Source organism: Caballeronia sp. RCC_10, from assembly GCF_041360715.1.
Taxonomy (GTDB): domain Bacteria; phylum Pseudomonadota; class Gammaproteobacteria; order Burkholderiales; family Burkholderiaceae; genus Caballeronia; species Caballeronia grimmiae.
Genome location: NZ_JBFUPT010000020.1, coordinates 37295 through 54719 on the forward strand (window position 1 = coordinate 37295; position 17425 = coordinate 54719).

Annotated in this window: 14 protein-coding genes; 5 read left to right on the plus strand and 9 right to left on the minus strand. The window is 62.0% G+C overall.

The annotated features are described in order from the left end of the window. Positions 1-39: 39 nt before the first annotated feature. Positions 40-492 carry a hypothetical protein gene (locus tag AB6804_RS25245; RefSeq protein WP_370888764.1) on the plus strand — a complete coding sequence of 151 codons (453 nt, stop codon included), beginning with the start codon at positions 40-42 and terminating at the stop codon, positions 490-492. Positions 493-539: 47 nt separating this feature from the next. Here AB6804_RS25245 and AB6804_RS25250 read toward each other — a convergent pair whose 3' ends face one another. The 9 genes from AB6804_RS25250 to AB6804_RS25290 form a co-directional block, all read right to left on the minus strand. Beyond that, positions 540-1856: a glycosyltransferase WbuB gene (locus AB6804_RS25250; RefSeq protein WP_244794228.1), complete on the minus strand. Its 1317-nt coding sequence runs from the start codon at positions 1854-1856 to the stop codon at positions 540-542. Between the two features lie 117 nt (positions 1857-1973). Next, the gene (locus AB6804_RS25255; RefSeq protein ID WP_244794227.1) at positions 1974-3116 is read right to left on the minus strand and encodes a glycosyltransferase family 4 protein; all 1143 of its coding nucleotides are present in this window, start codon (positions 3114-3116) and stop codon (positions 1974-1976) included. Between the two features lie 35 nt (positions 3117-3151). Further along, entirely contained in the window at positions 3152-4108 is a 957-nt protein-coding gene (locus tag AB6804_RS25260) for a GDP-L-fucose synthase (protein WP_244794226.1), read from the minus strand. 6 nt (positions 4109-4114) lie between these two features. Continuing rightward, a complete protein-coding gene (gmd, locus tag AB6804_RS25265) occupies positions 4115-5233 on the minus strand; it encodes a GDP-mannose 4,6-dehydratase (RefSeq protein ID WP_035959759.1) in 1119 nt (372 codons plus the stop codon). Positions 5234-5311: 78 nt separating this feature from the next. Then, positions 5312-7540: a polysaccharide biosynthesis tyrosine autokinase gene (locus AB6804_RS25270; RefSeq protein ID WP_244794225.1), complete on the minus strand. Its 2229-nt coding sequence runs from the start codon at positions 7538-7540 to the stop codon at positions 5312-5314. A gap of 85 nt (positions 7541-7625) precedes the next feature. After that, entirely contained in the window at positions 7626-8780 is a 1155-nt protein-coding gene (locus AB6804_RS25275) for a polysaccharide biosynthesis/export family protein (RefSeq protein WP_244794751.1), read from the minus strand. A 51-nt stretch (positions 8781-8831) separates the two neighbouring features. Then, positions 8832-10211, minus strand: coding sequence for an undecaprenyl-phosphate glucose phosphotransferase (locus AB6804_RS25280; protein ID WP_244794224.1), 1380 nt, complete (start codon positions 10209-10211; stop codon positions 8832-8834). 123 nt (positions 10212-10334) lie between these two features. Next, entirely contained in the window at positions 10335-11858 is a 1524-nt protein-coding gene (locus AB6804_RS25285; RefSeq protein WP_244794223.1) for a mannose-1-phosphate guanylyltransferase/mannose-6-phosphate isomerase, read from the minus strand. Positions 11859-12050: 192 nt separating this feature from the next. After that, complete coding sequence (locus AB6804_RS25290) at positions 12051-13052, minus strand: GlxA family transcriptional regulator (RefSeq protein ID WP_035959886.1); 1002 nt, start codon at positions 13050-13052, stop codon at positions 12051-12053. A gap of 162 nt (positions 13053-13214) precedes the next feature. On the opposite strand from AB6804_RS25290, the gene AB6804_RS25295 reads away from it, so the two are divergent. The 4 genes from AB6804_RS25295 to AB6804_RS25310 all read left to right on the plus strand — a co-directional run bounded on the left by AB6804_RS25295 (position 13215) and on the right by AB6804_RS25310 (position 16726). Further along, positions 13215-13574 (plus strand): hypothetical protein, encoded by a 360-nt coding sequence (locus tag AB6804_RS25295; RefSeq protein ID WP_244794222.1) that lies wholly within the window; start codon positions 13215-13217, stop codon positions 13572-13574. Positions 13575-14026: 452 nt separating this feature from the next. Beyond that, positions 14027-14152, plus strand: coding sequence for a hypothetical protein (locus tag AB6804_RS25300; protein WP_280519418.1), 126 nt, complete (start codon positions 14027-14029; stop codon positions 14150-14152). A gap of 43 nt (positions 14153-14195) precedes the next feature. Next, on the plus strand, positions 14196-16127 hold the full coding sequence (locus tag AB6804_RS25305; protein ID WP_370888765.1) for a hypothetical protein: 1932 nt from the start codon (positions 14196-14198) through the stop codon (positions 16125-16127). 146 nt (positions 16128-16273) lie between these two features. Continuing rightward, positions 16274-16726 (plus strand): GDP-mannose mannosyl hydrolase, encoded by a 453-nt coding sequence (locus AB6804_RS25310; RefSeq protein ID WP_035959888.1) that lies wholly within the window; start codon positions 16274-16276, stop codon positions 16724-16726. The last annotated feature ends 699 nt before the right edge of the window (positions 16727-17425 follow it).

The following is a 17425-nucleotide window of genomic DNA, read 5'->3' on the forward strand; positions in this document are numbered from 1 at the left end:
ATGCATGCCGATCACTGCAACAAAGTCCCGGAGGATCGAATGAAACACGAGCTACGCGCGGCGCTCATGCCGCTTGTGCTGGCTACGCTGATCGCATCGCCCCTTGCGCATGCGGGCAATTTCGCCGATGCGGCGATCGCGAAGCAGGCGGGCGGCGGCGTGCCGTCGGAAATGGATTTGCTAGGCAGTCCGGATCGATACGCCGATCCCTACGGCGCGCCGGTCAACGGCAAAGGCGGACAGCGCGGGCCGATCACGAATGCGCAGACCGCGCAGGGCATATCGCCAACGGACAAGCTGCTCGCGCAACAGAATGGCTATGCGGGAAATCGTGGCGCGGGCGCGCAATTGCGGCGCGTCGGACGCAATGCGGATGCGAAGGCGATGATGATGCCTCAGGCCGCGGCAGCGACGCTTTATCGCACGCCCGATGGGTTGAAGCCGCCGGCGAAAGCCGTGCGGCCGAGAGAGATTTACAAGTCGCCGTATTGAGGACGGGTGATCGGCCGTTCAGATCACCGAACGGCCGACGATACTGCTCACTCGATCTTTTCGACTTGCGGCATGATCGGTGCGCGTTCCTTCATGCGAACGATGGGCAGTTCGACGGCGTCGCCGCCACGGACTGCGGCCGCATCGCCGACGAGCGACTTCAAGCGCTCTTCGAGCCGCGCGAACACCGATTGCGGCGAAAGCCGTTCTTGCGCGAAGAGGCGCCCTTCCTCACCATAGCGCGCACGCAGCGCCGGGTTGCGCACGAGCATCTCGATGGCATCGGTCAATGCGTCGACGCTTTCCGGCTCGATCACGACACCGCGCCCCGATACCGCTTCATATAACTCGGTGCCGGGATGGGCCATCGCGACGACAGCGCGCGCACTTGCAAACATGCCGGTGAGCTTCGAGGGCATGACGAGGTCGGCGACATCGCCGCGTTGCGGCAGCACGTGGATGTCCGCGAGATTCAATAGCTCGTTGAGACGCTCGACCGGTTGCAGTGAGAGAAAGCGCGTATTCGGCAAATCCGCGCAACGCTTTTGCAGCTCGGCCTTGGTCGCGCCGTTGCCGCAGAAGACGAACACCACGTCATCGCGCGATGCAAATTCAGCGGCGGCGGCCGCCAACACTTCGAGGCCTTGCTTCGCGCCCATGTTGCCCGAGTAAAGCACCACTTTCGTGTGCTCGCCAATGCCGAGTTCGCGCCGGAACGCGTTCGGACCGTCGAGCGGATAGATCGCGGTGGTATCGACCCAGTTCGGGAGATGGAAGGCATCGGCGGGTGCGACGCCCTTCTTCACCGCGCGCTCGACCATCTTGTCGGATATCGAGGACACCACGTCGAAGCGGCGCATCAGCCAGCGTTCGAACGCAAGCGCGCCACGCGCCGCGCGTGCGTTCTTCAGCAGGCCGAGATCGAACGCCGCATCTACTTCGAAATCCTGAATATGCAGCCATGACCGCGCGCCGGTGAATCGGGCCAGTGCGAGCGCGCCGGGCGCGTTCGCCAGGCTCGGTGCGATGGTCATCACGACATGCGGACGCCAGAGCGCGTGCAGCATCAGCGCAGGCAGCGACAGGGCCGCGAACGAGCCCAGATGCAGCATGCGCTTCGCTCCGCTCGGCTTCTTCGGCACCCACAACGGCGCGCGCGACAGGCGCACGCCCTTGCGCGTCTCGAAGCGAGGCCGCCAGCTTGCATAGCCCTTGCCGACCTTCCATTCCGGATAGTACGGCGGCGCGCAGACGACGCGCACGTCGTGCCCACTCTGCGCCAGCGCTTCCGCCATTTCCGCCGTGTATTTGCCGGTTCCCGTCAACTCGGGCGCGTAGTTCAGCCCGTATATCAGTATTTTCATGTGGTCCCTCGCCCGACAATCGCGCTTCGAATCCCGGGCGTGTCCTCGTCGCCCGCAAAGCGCCAACCCTCGATCACTGCGTGTGTAGCGCCCTCCTTCCCCGTGTCGACCGACTCATCAGTTCGTCAGCAGCAGCGCACAGCCCCGAGCTATGCTGGCCGCAGCCGATGGCGGATCGAAGCGCTGAATGACTTCGGTGCAGCGCTTCGCGACGCCCGCCGTATCGGCGAACGCTTCCAGCGATTTGAGCATGGTTCGATGCAGGCTCGCGACATCGCCCGCAGGGAACGCATAGCCCGACACCCCTTCGACGACCAGCTCCGGCACGCAGCCGCAGCTCTCGCTCACGATCACAGGACAGCCGTGATTCAATGCTTCGTTCGTCACGAGGCCCCACGGCTCGCGCTTGCTCGGCAAAACCATGCAACTTGCGCCGAAGTATTCGCGCGAGAGCGGCGCGTCCTGAAGGCTGCCCAGGAAATGCACCGCGCCTTGCAGGCCCGCATCGGCCACCTGCTTCTTCAGTTCATCGCCGAGCGGCCCCGTTCCCACGATGCGCAACTCCGCATCCGGCACGCTCTTTCTCAGTATCTTGAACGCTTCGACGAGCGTATCGATACCTTTCTCCGCTGACAAGCGCCCAACGAACAGAAACACAGGCTTGTTGCCTTGCCGATGCGCGAGCCGGTCGGGAACCACCGTTTCCGGCGAGAACGAGCGCGGCAATGCAGCGGCCTGGCACGGAATGAAAATCTTCTCCTGCTTCGCTCCGAGCGACATCAGATACTCGCGGCTGCGCGTGCCGAATGCGAAATAACCATCGCACAGCGCAAAGAACACGCGCTTAGGAATCGACGTCAGCATGCGGCGCGGATTGTCGCGTGCGGTCGAATCGCAGAACACGGCGCGGCGCTTCCCCGTCACGATGCATGCGGCCATCATCGCCCAGTATTCGGGACGGTGATAACCCGGCAAAACCACGAGATCGGATTTCGCCTTCAGCACTTCCCAGACGAGGCGCGCGGTCATGCGCCAGGTGGGCACGTCTTCATAGCATCCGTTGTAGAGCTTCTTCATCGGATAGCGATGAAACGAGTAATCGACATCGGAGAAGCCGATGCGGTCGTGCTCGGTATCCGCGATCTGCACCATCGAATAGCGGATGGAGCCGGTCCCCGAGATGTTGTGCAGCGCGGACAGGACTTCCCCTTTGTGCCGCGACCACACCACGTTATGAAAGATGGTCACTGAAGCTGACATTATTGTTTTATCCCCGCGAAAGGATGCGTCGCGACTCAGGCAGTCACCAGGGTCTGCGGCATCGATGCATAGCGTTCAAGGAAGTCCCCGTACGTCGCGCGTATGCCTTCTTCGAGCGCGATCGACGCCTTCCATCCCATGCTTTCCAGTTTCGATACATCGAGCAGCTTGCGCGGCGTACCGTCCGGCTTGCTCGCATCGAACACGAGTTCGCCTTCGAAGCCCACGACGCGGCACACGGTCTGCGCCAGTTCGCGGATGGTCAGATCATGGCCGACGCCCACGTTGAACACGCCGTCGTTCACGTCGCTTTCCATGAGGAAAGTCGCGGCGTCGGCGAGATCTTCGACATGCAGGAACTCGCGGCGCGGCGAGCCGGTGCCCCACACCGGGAGCGATTCATCGCCGCGCAGCTTCGCTTCGTGCGCCTTGCGCATCAGCGCGGGCAACACATGGCTGCTCTTCAGATCGTAGTTGTCGTTCGGGCCGTACAGGTTGGTCGGCATCACCGAAACGAAGTGCGTGCCGTACTGACGGTTATAGGCCTCGCACATCTTGAGGCCCGCAATCTTCGCGATGGCATACGCTTCGTTGGTCGGCTCCAGCTCCGATTGCAGGAGATACGTCTCCTTGATGGGCTGCGGGCAGGCCTTCGGATAGATGCACGAGGACCCGAAGAAAACCAGCTTCGACACGTTCCAGCGGCAGGCCGCATGGATCACGTTCGTTTCGATCGCGAGGTTCTCGTAGATGAACGAGGCGGGCATCGTCGAATTGGCGAGGATGCCGCCCACGCGCGCTGCCGCCAGAAACACCACGTCGATCTGATTCTCTTCGAAGAAGAGATTCACGCCGCCCTGATCGGTGAGATCGAGATGCGCCTTCGTGCGCGTGATGATGTTCTGATAACCGGCGGCCTTGAGACGGCGCACCAGCGCCGATCCCACCATGCCCCGATGCCCCGCCACGAAGATACGTGCTTGCTTGTCCATGGCGGCTTACTCGTGATGTTCGAGGGCCTTGAAACCGGCCAGCGTGACGAGTGCGTCGCGACGTGCAATCTGATAATCCGCACGCACCATCTCCTTCACGAGCGACTGGAACGACGTGACCGGACGCCAGCCGAGCTTCTCGTGCGCCTTGGTCGGATCGCCCAGCAGCGTCTCGACTTCGGTCGGGCGGAAGTAGCGCGGATCGACGCGCACGATGACCTGTCCCGGACGCAGCTTCGTCTCACGGCCTTCCACGCGATCGACGATGCCGATCTCATTGACGCCCTCGCCCTCGAAGCGCACGTGCACGCCGAGTTCCGCTGCCGCCTGCTGCACGAATTCGCGCACGCTGTACTGCACGCCCGTTGCGATGACGAAGTCCTCGGCCTGCTCCTGCTGCAGCATCATCCATTGCATCTCGACGTAGTCGCGCGCATGGCCCCAGTCACGCATCGCGGACAGGTTGCCGAGATACAGATCGTCCTGCAGGCCCGCGGCGATACGCGCGATGGCGCGCGTGATCTTGCGCGTGACGAAGGTCTCGCCGCGCACCGGCGATTCGTGATTGAACAGAATGCCGTTGCATGCGTACATGCCATACGCTTCGCGGTAGTTGACCGTGATCCAGTATGCGTAGAGCTTCGCGACCGCATACGGGCTGCGCGGATAGAACGGCGTGGTTTCGCGCTGCGGAATCTCCTGCACGAGGCCATACAGTTCCGAGGTCGATGCCTGATAGAAGCGTGTCTTCTTCTCGAGGCCGAGAATGCGGATCGCTTCGAGAATGCGCAGTGCGCCGAGGCCATCGGCGTTCGCCGTGTATTCGGGTTCTTCGAAGGAAACGGCCACGTGGCTTTGCGCAGCCAGATTGTAGATTTCGTCCGGCATCACGCGCTGAATGATGCGCACGAGGCTCGTCGAATCGGTCAGGTCGCCGTGATGCAGAAAGAGACGCTGATCCGGATCGTGCGGATCGCGATAAAGATGGTCGATGCGGTCAGTGTTGAAAAGCGAGCTGCGGCGCTTGATGCCGTGTACTTCATAGCCCTTGTTGAGCAGCAGTTCGGCCAGATACGACCCATCCTGCCCCGTGATCCCCGTGATCAAAGCAACTTTGCGGTCCATGCTTAACCCCTATTCTTCGGTCTGAATGCGGCGCGCGTACGCGCCGCGTTATTTTTATTGCTGGCCTTGCCTATTTTTTTATTCGGCGATGCTCTCGTAGCCGTAGTAGCCCGCGTACGTGCTGCCCATCAACATCTTCGATTGCGGCACGTCGGTCAGCAGAACGCCCTTCATGTTCACCCCGCCGTGCTGCAGGCGTTTCATCGTCTCGCCGATTTCCTGGACCTGGTTCTTGCCGTGCCGCACGACGAGCAGGCTCGTGCCCGCGTGCTTGCCGATCACGGTCGCGTCGGTGACGGCGAGGACCGGCGGGGTATCGACGATCACCAGGTCGTACATCTGCTTCAGTTGATCGAGCATTTCGCCGAGACGCTCGCTTGCGAGCAATTCCGACGGATGCGACGGCAACGTGCCCTTCGTGATCAGGTCCACGCCCGGCAACACGTCATGCAGGATCGCGCTGTTGACATCCGCGCCCATCAGCACGTCGGACAAGCCCGGCGAATGGCGCACGCCGAAGTGCGAGTGGATATCGCCACGGCGCATGTCGCCGTCGATCAGAAGCACGCGCTTTCTCGTCGATGCAACCAGCGTCGCGAGGTTCGCCGACAGGAATGACTTGCCGGCTTCCGGACGCGAGCCCGTCATCATCACAACGTTGTTGCGCGCATCGGCGAGTTGCAGTTGCAGCGAGGTGCGCAGGCTGCGAATGCCCTCGACCGCTGCATCTTCGGGCGCTTGGGCGGCCAGCACGTGCATGCCTTCACTGCGCATGCCGACCTTGCGTTGCAGGCGAAGCTGCGTATCGCTGCGCGGCACGATGGCGAACACGCGAACGCCGAGCTGCTTCTCGATCTCTTCCGGACGCTCCACGCCGCCATACAGCGACTTGCGGACGAACGCGAACAGGATGCCGAGCGCGAGGCCCACGCCAGCCGAAATCAGGATGACGATGAGGCGCTTCGGGCGCACCGGATCGTCCGCCGGCTGTGCATAGTCGACGACGCGCACGTTGCCGATCTGCCCGGCCTTCGCGATGCGCAGTTGTTGCGCGCTGTTGAGCAGGTTCGTGTACAGCTCGGTGTTCACGCGGACATCGCGCAGATAGCGCAGCGCCGTTTGCTCGGTGTCCGGCAGCGTCGATACGTTCTTGCCGAGGCGCGTCTGCGCACCGGAGAGCGAAGCGATCTGCGCATCGAGCGCCTGCACCGAAGGATGATGCGGCGTGAAGCGTTGCGACAGTTCCGCGCGTTGCTGTTGCAGGTCCGTGAGCTTCGTCTTGTTGTCGACGATCTGCTGCAGCAGCAGGCGGCTTTCCTCGCTCAGATCCACCGTGCCCTGGCGATTGCGGAACGTGTTGTAGCGCTGCTCCGCTTCGTCGAGCTGCTTCTTCAGCACCGGCAATTGCTGATCGAGGAAGGCGAGCGTGTGCTCCGCTTCGGCCGATCGCTTGTCCGAGTCCTGCTGCACGAAGCGGTTCGCGATGTTGTTGACGATCTGCGAGATCTCTTTCGGGTTGCGCCCTTCGAGGCTCACGCTGATGATGCCCGATTGCAGGGCCGTTTCAGCGACCGTCAGACGCTGCTGCAGATTGTCGATGGTCGTGAGCGTCGAGAAACGCTGGACGTCGAAGTGCACGCCCGGCGCGCCGACGAGCTTGTCGACCTTCAGCCTGATCGGACCTTGCGGCGTCATGCCCGACGCTTCCTGGCCGACCTTGCCCGACAGAACCGCCACGCCGTTCGGATCGTTCAGCACATACGCGCCGTTCTCGCCCGCCACGATCGTGAACTTCTGCTCGTACAGTTCCTTCGGCGTATCGAAGAGCGGCACGTCGATCTGCTCTTTGCCCCATGCGAAGCGCGACAGATAGCCTTCCGGCACCTTCACGTCGAACGTGGACAATGCGCTGCCGATCACGCCGCCGAGCACCGGCACCGTATGCGGCGCGGCGGCGATGTCGAGGTGAAGACGGCGCACCGTATCGTCGACGACGAGGCGCGAGCGCAGCAGTTCGATCTGCGCGGCCGTGGTGGATTTCGCGTCGAACATCTGCGACACGGCTTGCACCGCGTTGACGTTCGCGTTCGCGTTGTTGTTGGCGTTGGTCTCTTCGGTCTGGATCAGCGCGTCGGCCTTGTAGGTCGGCGGCGCAACGAATGCATACGCGGCGCCCAATGCGACCACCGCGAGCATAACGACCGTCACGAGTTTCCAGTTGCCGAAGACGGCCGCCAGATAGTCGGATAATCGCAACTCGTCGCCGGTCGAGACGTCCGAGTAGCGTGCATCAAAGTTTATGGCCATGGTCTCGCTCGCTTATTTCTTTGAAAAGTCGCACAGAACGCCGGCGCGCCCCGCGCGCGCCGGTTGAAGCCAAAAAAACGAAGTTTTACTTGGTGATGACCGCTGCCGTCAGACCCGCGTTGATCGCGGGCAGCAGCAGGTTCAGCACGCGGCTGAAGCGGACAAGGCCGTTGTTATCGACGTAGACCACGTCCTTCGGCTGCAGCTCGAAGCTGTTCGCAAGCAGCATGGACACCGGCGAACGCGCGTCGAGTTTGTAGACCTCGGGGTTGTCCGTCTGGCCATTGCGAATCACGTACAGCTCCTTCGGATCCGACGTCTCGGCGTTGAAGCTGCCGGCCTGCGAGATCGCATCCGAGAGCGTCAGCTTGCCGTTGCGCATCGGGATCACCGTGGCCGGCTTGGTCACTTCACCCATCACGTACACGCCGTTGTCTTCGCGTGAATCGATGCGCAATGCATCGCCCGGCTTCAGCATGATATCCGCCGGGCTGCGGCCCTTCGCGGTCATGCCCGCCATGTTGATGTGATAGGTGACGCCGTCACGAATCAGCGTGACGCGGCTTTGATCCGCGCTCGTCGCGAAACCGCCCGCACGCCCGATGGCTTCGGTGAGCGTCATCGGAATGTCGTTGATCTGCAGCGAGCCGGGCGTGCGCACTTCGCCGTCGATATAAACCTGCGACGCACGGAACGAAGCGACGCGCACCGTCAGTTGCGGCTTCACGAAGACCTTCGACAGCTCCGCGTACAGTTCGCGCTGGACCTGCGATTCGGTCTTGCCCGCGACGTGCAGCGCGCGGTTCACATACGGGAATTGCAGATTGCCGTCGGCATCGACGACGAAGCCAGGCGCGGCATCGGCTGGACGCGTCTGCTGCGGCGGCTGCCCGAGCGCGGCGACCAGTTCAGGGTGATCCCAGACCGTGATCTGGAGCACGTCGCCCGGTCCGAGCACGTATGCGGTCGGCTTGCCGTAGAGGCTCGCGTTCGGATCGACCGTTGACGACGGCTGCGCGGCCTTCAGCTTGCGCACGAGCGAGAGGTCGATCGGCGTGATCGGAATGTTCACGGCGGTCGCGGTATCGCCCTGGTCGGTCGACGTTTCGGCGAGCGCGGCCGGCTTTTCCATGTGCATGCCCGGTGCGAGCGCGCATCCTGCGAAGATCACGCAGAGAGAAGCTGCAGCCGCCAGGCTCGAAAGCCGGAAGACGCCCGACACGTTGGTATTGGCGGCCATGGTCGTGGTGCCCGGTTGTTGTTGATTGTGCATGATGGTCGTCCCCTGCATTCAATAAGCGTTGGTGTGGCGTAGTCCCTTGAAGATCGTTGCGGCAATGATTTTCATGTCGAGGCCGAACGACCAATTACCCAGGTAGTACAAATCGTGAGCGACGCGTCCTTCCATTTTTTCGATGAGATCGGTCTCTCCCCGAAAGCCGTTGACCTGCGCCCAGCCGGTGATACCCGGCTTGATCCGGTAACGATGGATGTACCCCGACACGACCTTCTGATAGAGATCGTCATGCTCCAGTGCGTGGGGACGCGGGCCCACGACCGACATGTCGCCGAGCAGAACGTTGAAGAACTGCGGCAGCTCATCGAGGCTGGTACGGCGCAGGAATGCCCCGACACGGGTCACGCGCGGATCATTGCGCGTGGCCTGCCGAACCACTCCGGCCTGTTCCGTGTGCAGTCGCATCGAACGGAACTTGTAGATTCGAAACACACGGCCGTCCGCGCCCTTGCGACGCTGCCTGAAGAAGACCGGACCGCGCGACGTCAGCTTGATCGCGATTGCAATGGCGATCAGCAGCGGCGAGATGGCGATGATCGCGCCGAGCGCGAACACGCGGTCGAAGATTTCCTTCTGCAACAGCGCGCTTTGCGAGATCGGCGATGCAACGAGGTTGATCGCGGTTTCGCCGAGCAGGTCCGTCGTGCTGCTTTCGAAGAGCGAGAGGCTGCGCACGTCCGGCATGAAGCGCACGTTCACGAGCTCTTCGCGGAACTCGTTCACGAAGCGATGGATCGTGCGTTCCTCGGAAAGCGGCAGCGCGAGCCAAACTTCATGCACGTTGTGCGTGCGTACGTAGTTCACGAAGGCATCGTGATCCTCGAACACGGGAACGCGCGCGTTGAGCCGGCCCGATTCGGGCGCCACGTTGAACACGGCGCTCGCACGAAAGCCCGAATTCTTCGCACGTTCGAGCTTCCTGACGATGGAATTGCAATGCTTGCCGCAACCGACGACAGCCACCTGATGCAGGTTGATGCCAGCATTGCGCATGCGTGCAAGCACGACATGCGTGAGAAGCCGCCCGCCGATCATGAGCACGCCGGACATCGCGGTCCAGTACGCAAACCAGAGGCGCGATACATAGTCGAGCCGATGCAGCGAGAACATCAGCGCCAGCGCGCAGCCCTGCACCACCAGCCAGCCAAGCGACACCTGGCAGATGAGCATCACCTTCCTGCGGCCGCGCCATGATTCATAGACGCCGAAGCCCGGAAAGAGGGCAAGCGAAAACGCTGCCGCAAAAGCGACGAACACCGCCGAATAGGCGGGCACCGCTATGTTTTCGAACCTGATCTGCGACGCCACCGCCGCGCCGCCGACGATCATGGCGACGTCGAAGAGGCGCGCGAGCAATCCTTGTAAATCGCGCATGTCTTTTCCCCGAACGAAATCGATCCCGCCCAGCTAAGTTTTCATTTACCCCTCGCATGCCGCGGCGAACTATCGCGCGCCGCTGCGAGGGACCCAGTGCCATGCACCCGCTAAACGCGGTGCTCAGCTACGGCCATACGTATCGTCGAAACGAACGATGTCGTCCTCGCCGAGATAGCTGCCCGACTGCACTTCGATCATCTCGAGCGGTACCTTGCCCGGATTTTCGAGGCGATGCCGCACGCCCAGCGGAATGAACGTCGATTCGTTCTCCGAAAGAAGAAACTGTTCTTCGCCGCGCGTGACGAGCGCCGTGCCGCACACGACGATCCAGTGCTCCGCGCGATGGTGATGCATCTGCAGCGAAAGCTGCGCGCCCGGCGCAACGACGATGCGCTTCACCTGGAACCGCTCGCCATGCTCGATCGAGTCATAGAAGCCCCACGGACGGCGCACCTTGCGATGCGTGTCGGCTTCGGGCGCATGCTGTTCGCGGATGCGCGCGACGAGACCCTTGATGTCCTGCACGCGCGAACGATCGGCGACGAGCACCGCGTCATCCGTTTCGACGACGATGATGTTCGTCGTGCCGACGCATGCGACGAGGCGTCCGCCTTCCGAGCGCGCATAGCTCGAAGTCGCGCCTTCGAACACCACGCGGCCGCTCGCGACGTTGCCCGAGTCGTCCTTGTCCATCGCGTCCCAGACGGCGTCCCACGAGCCGAGATCGGACCAGCCTGCGACGAGCGGCACCACGATGCCTTCGCACGGTGCGTTCGGCGTGCCGATGTGCTCCATCACCGCGTAGTCGATCGAATCGGACGGCGTACTGCCGAACTGCGCCGCGTTGGGGCGGAAGAACTTGCCGTCGTCCTTGCCTTCGCCGAGCGCCGCGCTGCATGCCGCGAACATCTCGGGATTGAGCTTCTGCAGCGCGGCCAGCCACACGCTTGCGCGCACGACGAAGATGCCGCTGTTCCACCAGTACGTGCCCGCTGCGACGTATTGCGCGGCGAGTTCGGCGGCGGGCTTCTCGACGAAGCGGTCGATCTGATGCGCGCCGTCGGAGAGCGCGCCGCCGAGGCGGATATAGCCGAAGCCGGTGTCGGGACGCGTCGGCGGAATGCCGAGCGTGGCGATCGCGCCGCGTTCCGCGTGCTCGGCGGCGATCGCGATTGCGCGATGCAGCGCCGGGATATCGGCGATAGAGTGATCGGCGGGCATCGCGACCATGATCGCGTCGCGGCCATCCTTGCATGCGGCGAGCGCGGCCAGCGTGAGCGCGGGCGCCGTATCGCGGCGTGCCGGCTCGACGATGATCTTCGCGCTGACGCCGCTTTCGCGCGTCTGCTCTTCCGTCGTGAAGCGATGCTCTTCACCGCACACGATGATCGGCTCGGCGCTCACGTTGAAGTCGCCCGTAAAGCCTTTCATGCGCGAAACGGTGGCTTGCAAAAGCGAGTCGCGACCGACGACGCCGATCAATTGCTTCGGAAACTGTTCACGGGACATCGGCCACAGGCGCGTGCCCGAGCCGCCGGCCAAAATGACGGAAACCAGCCGGCGGCACGGCGTGGCCGTCACGGCGCCCACCTGCACCTCGCTGCTTGTCGTCACTTCGCCTTGCGTGCGTGTTTCATTGCTCATCGTAGGACTCCTGCCTGCATGTTCGTTCGCGGCTTGCTTGACATCACTGCCGCCCGAGAATGATTGGGCCCCGGACCAAGATGGTCCGGCCAAATGTTCGACGCTTTACGCCACCCCTGTCCGGTACCCCACACAGAGGGACGCTGATGCTTCGGCCTTGCTGTCTCCTGGCCCTTCTGACGCGTCCGGCTCTCAGCCGTTTGCCTCGCGCCGGCTTTGCATCCGGTATTCGGTCGGCGAAATCAGAAGGCGCTTGCGGAAAATCTTGGCGAGCCTGTCGCCGTTGCCCATGCCGCTTCTGCGCGCGATCTTGTCCACCGGCAACTCCGAGTCGGTGAGCAGCGCGCAGGTCACGGCAAGGCGTGCCTGCAGCAGATAATCGGATGGCGTGATGCCCATCTCGATCTTGAAGCGGCGCAGGAAGTTGCGCTCGCTCATCGCGGCGACTTGCGCCGCATCGACGACGGAGATCGGCCGCTCGCAGTTGTCCTGGAGCCACCGCGCCGCCGCGCGAATCTTGTCGCCCGCCGATGCCGCGCCGCTGTCGCCAAGAATCGACACGAGCTTCGCGGCAGAGCCGGGCATGAGACGTTCGGCCACGCTGCGCGAGATGTCGAGTCCGAGATCTCGCTTCACGATCATCAGCGCGCCCTTCATCGATTCGTAGCGATCGCCGCCTTCACCCGATTGCTCGTCGCGCACGAGCGGCATGATCGCGTTGCCATAGCGGGCCTGCGCATCGTGTGCGTAACCGATGCCCGCCGCCTCCAGCACCTTGCGGCCTTCGGAGATCGACTTGATCGCCGTGGTCTTGCCGTTCACGCGGCGCAGCCATTCGACGATGCGATCGTCCTTCGCGGCTTCCTCGGCGCCGCGTCCGCCAGCGACGAAGAGCGCATCGAAGCCGCCGTAGTGGCGTGCGTCGAGACCGTCGGTCCAGACACGCACCGAAGACGAGCACGCGACGTTGCCGCCTTCGACGGAGAGGAATCGCACGTCATAGGTGCAGTCCGCTTTCGCCTTGGCCGACGACAGTTCATTGGCCATGTGAAAGACTTCAGCGACGATTCCGGCACCCAGTAGCGAGAATCCGTCGAACAGCAAAATCGCAATCCGTTTCACCTCTGCCTGCGACGGTCTCGTCGAGGGAGGCATCCAACCCATCACTGCGGGTTCGAGAGTGGCGTAAGGCATGGTCATCCTCTGCAGCTTTGTTTCCAGGGTGCGGAAGAGTTACTCGGCCATTGCATTGCATCAAGGCGTTCCCGAACTTCGCCGGGTTGCCGTGACCGATGGGAACGAGAGGTTGGCGGAATCGTCTCCGCTGGTGTGAATAATAAGCAGACAATGTTTTCCGTGGGTTCGATTTTCGCGCTTAAACCACAAAATCTGTTCGGTTATGAGGCTGACCGCACATTGATATCCATGTCCGCATTCGGTTTGAGCGTCTTTGAATGCCAATTGCCTGGATTTCATTTATTCTTCATACGAACGGTCGATCTGTTCGGCAATGCCGTATGGCTTCCCTTCCGTGCGGTTCCCCGCTCAAATCGCCAGAAGCCCTGTCGCACGGCCTTTTGCGGTCAAACGAACCAACCAGCGCTTTTCAACTGCCCGTTTGAAAATGATTCACCGATGAAACATCGGCCGCTTCAAAGCGCGCCGTTCGCACGCGTTGAATCGGCAATTTTTGGATTATCGCCGGTAAGATTTTGATACAGACGGCGGCGCTTCCAGACCACCGAATAAATCCGAAATCCGTTGATTTATTAATCGCCGTTTAACGTCGATTTAATTCAACGAATGCGAATCAGCGTTTCTTTAATAACACCACGACTATTTATTCACCGACATAATCCAGGCGTTTTATATGAATTGACATGCTGCGCCGCACGAGGGCAAAAAGCCCGGGAAGCACCGCGAGCAAAGGCGGCCCCAGCCGGACATTTCCGCCAAAACCTAGTTCATTTGCGGCGGTGCACAGTTCAGGGTTAATACGAACGAACGGTTCCGAGTCGTCACGATTCGTCCGGGGAATACCACTGGATTGACCCGATTAATTGCGCGTACTGTCAAAAGAAATCGTAAGACGCAACGGTGAGGGAAGCCGGTCAAATTTGCCGGTCTCGATTGGCAACCAGTAACCGTGCCGCAGGCGCATGTGTTTCATGTCTGATCAGTTCCTCGCCGGCTCCGACGACGCATTCATCGGACGAACGGGCGGCGCGCGTGCGCATGCGCACGGTTCGCGGCGGGCGCTGCGGTCATCGTGGGCGCTTGCACGCGGTCTGTAGTGCCGCGAATCGCCTTGCCCCTCACAATCCGATCATTCGCACGATGAACCGATTTCCGACCGCACGCCGCGCGACAGCCGCCATCGCCATGCTTTTGACGATGACCGCCTGCGACAACGCAACGTCCGACGAACCCGTCACGCCCGCGGCCAGCAAGCGCGCCTCCTTCGATACGCCGCCGCTGCGCTGCGACGCGCCCGCAACGCCCGTACCGGCTGCGAAAAGCGGTCCCTCGATCGAAGCGGATACGCCCGGCAGCAACGGCACGCGCATGTTCGCGCTGAACGCGCCGCTTTCCGTTGCAATCACGACTCGCGCAAAGGCTGCCGACGCGGTGAGCTGGGAGATTCGCGATGCGTGGAACGTCGTGAAAGCGAGCGGCCGCTTCGCCGTCGATGCGAAGCCGGGCACGTACACGCTCGCGTGCTCATCGCGTGCGGCGGGGTACTTCGCGGTGAGCGCATCGCTCGAATCGGACAAGGCCGCGTTACCTCGACGCGGCACACGGCCTTCGGGCATCGCGACGTTCGGCGTGCTGCCCGATGTATCCGCGGCGCTGCCGGCCGTGACGGATGCGCGCGTCGATCAGCATCGCTTCGGCGGTCAGGGCGCCGCGTATCTGAAGCCGGGCGAGGCATGCTGCTCGGGCGATGGTTATCGGCCGCTCTATCCCGATCTCGGTCTCACGTGGGTCAATGACAATCGCAACTGGTACGTGACCGAGGAGAAAGACCCGCACACGTTCGATGCAGCGGCGGACAATCTCGCGCCCTTCTTCAAACCCGGCGACCTGTTGCGCCTCATTCAGCTCGATGGCATCCCCGCCTGGGCGAGCCCGACGAAGGAGCGCACGCACAGCTACGCGCCGGTATCCCTCGATGCTTACCGCGACTACATGAAGCGCGTGGGCGCCGAGTCGAACACCGTGCGCAAGACGTGGTTCCCGCGACAGTCGCAGAACTACTATCAGGTGACGTGGGAGCCGGATTACGAAGGCGGCCTGCCGTGGCGCGACTCCGATGCCAACCTCGTCGCGATGTACAAGGCCACGCACGAAGCCATCCATGCGAGCGATCCGAACGCGGTCGTGATGGGGCTGACGCTGTCGAATCTCGCATCGAATACGACGTGGCTCAGGCGTCTCGCGCCGCTTGGCATCGGCAAGTATCTGGATGGCGTAAGCGTGCATGGCTACTACGACGTGGGCACGTCGCCGTCGCATCCGCCGGAGCGTTTCGATGCCGATGCATCGACGTCGGCCAAAGCGATGCCCGCCGCGATGCGCGAGTTGCGTCGCGCGATGACGGACATCGTGAAGCCTGGCGCAAAGCTCTTCGTCACCGAGACGGGCGTGAGCTATGACATCGGCAGCAAGTATGGTCCGCATACGCCCGGCTGGAACGTGCTCTATGCGCAAGGCGCGGTTGTCGCGCGCGCGCATCTGATGCTGCTTGGCGAGGGTGCGGACGTGAGCTTCGTGTTCTATAGCGCCGATCCGCCCGAAGTGGGCTATGGCGTGTTCTTCGATCTCGTCAATGCGGAGGGCGGCTTCGGGCAGACGCAGATCAGCCCGAAGCCCGCTGCGATGGCAGTGGCCGCGATGACGCGCATCATCGATGGCACGACGACGCTCGGTTATCTCAATGGCACGCCGCGGGGCGTCTATGCGTACGCGTTTCAGCGTTTGAATAGCGGCAAGGTCGTGACTGCGTTGTGGACGCATCGCAATGCATCGTGGCCGGGCCGCGACGGTTTCGATTCGACGCATGGCGTCGACTACAGCCTCGTCGTGGATGCGCCGGGCAAGTCGGGCACGGTGACGGTATTCGACATGATGGGCAATGCATCGGCGATGCAATACAGCGATGGACGCTTGCCGCTCGTCTTGAGCGAAGCGCCGGTCTATGTCGTGTCCGATAACGCCGCAGCGATGCGCGCGAACGTCACGAAGCCTGCGGGTTATGTGGGGCAATAGGGACTGATTTAGTCGTTTAAGACCAGTGCTGCGGCGGACTGTCGCATGCCTGTGCGCGCTACACTGAATTGGCGCTGCGTCTGTTCAAACGGGGACCGGCATCCATCATTCATAACGATCAAAAGAAAATGACCAATGCAACGGCGATGCTGAGCGAAGCGGATTTCATGACAGTGGTTCGGCTTGCGCCGCTCGTGTCGATCGATCTCATAGTCACTGATGGGAATCGGCGAGTGCTCGTGGGGCGGCGGCGAAATCGGCCTGCACAGGGGACGTGGTTCGTGCCCGGCGGGCGCATCGCCAAGGACGAATCGCTCGATGCCGCGTTTCGGCGCATCGTGCGGAGTGAGCTAGGCGTCGCCAGTGTCGAGCGGTCTTCTGCGCGGTTTTATGGGGTGTTCGAGCATCGCTATTGCGATAATTTTTCTGGGTCTGAGGGGTTTGGGACGCACTATGTGGTGCTTGCTTACGCTCTGCCGTTGAGTGGCAATGTGGCCATTGGGCGCTTTGATCAGCACAGCGAGTATCAGTGGTTGCACGCTGATGATCTGCTAGCTGCTCATGATGTGCATGAGAATACCAAGGCTTATTTTCGCTGATGCCGCGAGGGGCTTTTTTCTTTTCGTGTCGGTCTATTGGCGCGCCCCACCCCTGGGCGGGGGTCACTTTCTTGGCTGTCGACCAGAGTTGGCGCTTCAGCGCCTTACTCTGGTCCCGTGCAAAGAAAGTAACCAAGAAAGCAGCTTTTTTTCGAACTGCACAAAGCACTAACTTGCGTGGCCACTTGGTAGAACATCGGTGGCACTCAGCTTGATAGAGCCTTGAATCACCTTCCGCGCCCGCTGACAACCAACGTCCTCCGAGCCCTTTGGCTCGACAACACCAACAGGACACTACCCTCGCCACGCGTATACGGTTCACCCGTGATTCCGGACCCAATCACGCTAGCGATGCACACGTACCAACAACAACGTCGCTGCGCATGAGGCTGTCTCGGTCTGCCACACGCAGCCGTGAAAGACCGTCGAGGGCGGTCACAATGCTTCGAGTGTCTTCTTGGGCTTCGAGCTTTCTGCTTCGGGCTTTGTGTTTGGCGCTTTGAGCTTCGTGCTCGGTGCTCAGTGCTCGATGGTCGGTGACGCGTACTGCGTGATAGATGCACGATGCTCACTGCTCGACACTCTTGCGCGTTGCTTAATGCGTGATGCTCATCGCTCGGTATTCGGCGCTTAGCGACCCGTGACCAGTGCTTGATGCTTGATGCTTGATGCTTGATGCTTGATGCTTGATGCTTGATG

Bases quoted from the DNA above. Each gene is read 5' to 3' on its own strand.
- AB6804_RS25250 (WP_244794228.1), bottom strand. From the start codon at position 1,856: ATGAAAATACTGATATACGGGCTGAACTACGCGCCCGAGTTGACGGGA.
- AB6804_RS25305 (WP_370888765.1), top strand. From the start codon at position 14,196: ATGAACCGATTTCCGACCGCACGCCGCGCGACAGCCGCCATCGCCATG.
- gmd (WP_035959759.1), bottom strand. From the start codon at position 5,233: ATGGACCGCAAAGTTGCTTTGATCACGGGGATCACGGGGCAGGATGGG.
- AB6804_RS25260 (WP_244794226.1), bottom strand. From the start codon at position 4,108: ATGGACAAGCAAGCACGTATCTTCGTGGCGGGGCATCGGGGCATGGTG.
- AB6804_RS25290 (WP_035959886.1), bottom strand. From the start codon at position 13,052: ATGCCTTACGCCACTCTCGAACCCGCAGTGATGGGTTGGATGCCTCCC.
- AB6804_RS25310 (WP_035959888.1), top strand. From the start codon at position 16,274: ATGCTGAGCGAAGCGGATTTCATGACAGTGGTTCGGCTTGCGCCGCTC.
- AB6804_RS25270 (WP_244794225.1), bottom strand. From the start codon at position 7,540: ATGGCCATAAACTTTGATGCACGCTACTCGGACGTCTCGACCGGCGAC.
- AB6804_RS25255 (WP_244794227.1), bottom strand. From the start codon at position 3,116: ATGTCAGCTTCAGTGACCATCTTTCATAACGTGGTGTGGTCGCGGCAC.
- AB6804_RS25245 (WP_370888764.1), top strand. From the start codon at position 40: ATGAAACACGAGCTACGCGCGGCGCTCATGCCGCTTGTGCTGGCTACG.
- AB6804_RS25300 (WP_280519418.1), top strand. From the start codon at position 14,027: ATGTCTGATCAGTTCCTCGCCGGCTCCGACGACGCATTCATCGGACGA.
- AB6804_RS25275 (WP_244794751.1), bottom strand. From the start codon at position 8,780: ATGGCCGCCAATACCAACGTGTCGGGCGTCTTCCGGCTTTCGAGCCTG.
- AB6804_RS25285 (WP_244794223.1), bottom strand. From the start codon at position 11,858: ATGAGCAATGAAACACGCACGCAAGGCGAAGTGACGACAAGCAGCGAG.
- AB6804_RS25280 (WP_244794224.1), bottom strand. From the start codon at position 10,211: ATGCGCGATTTACAAGGATTGCTCGCGCGCCTCTTCGACGTCGCCATG.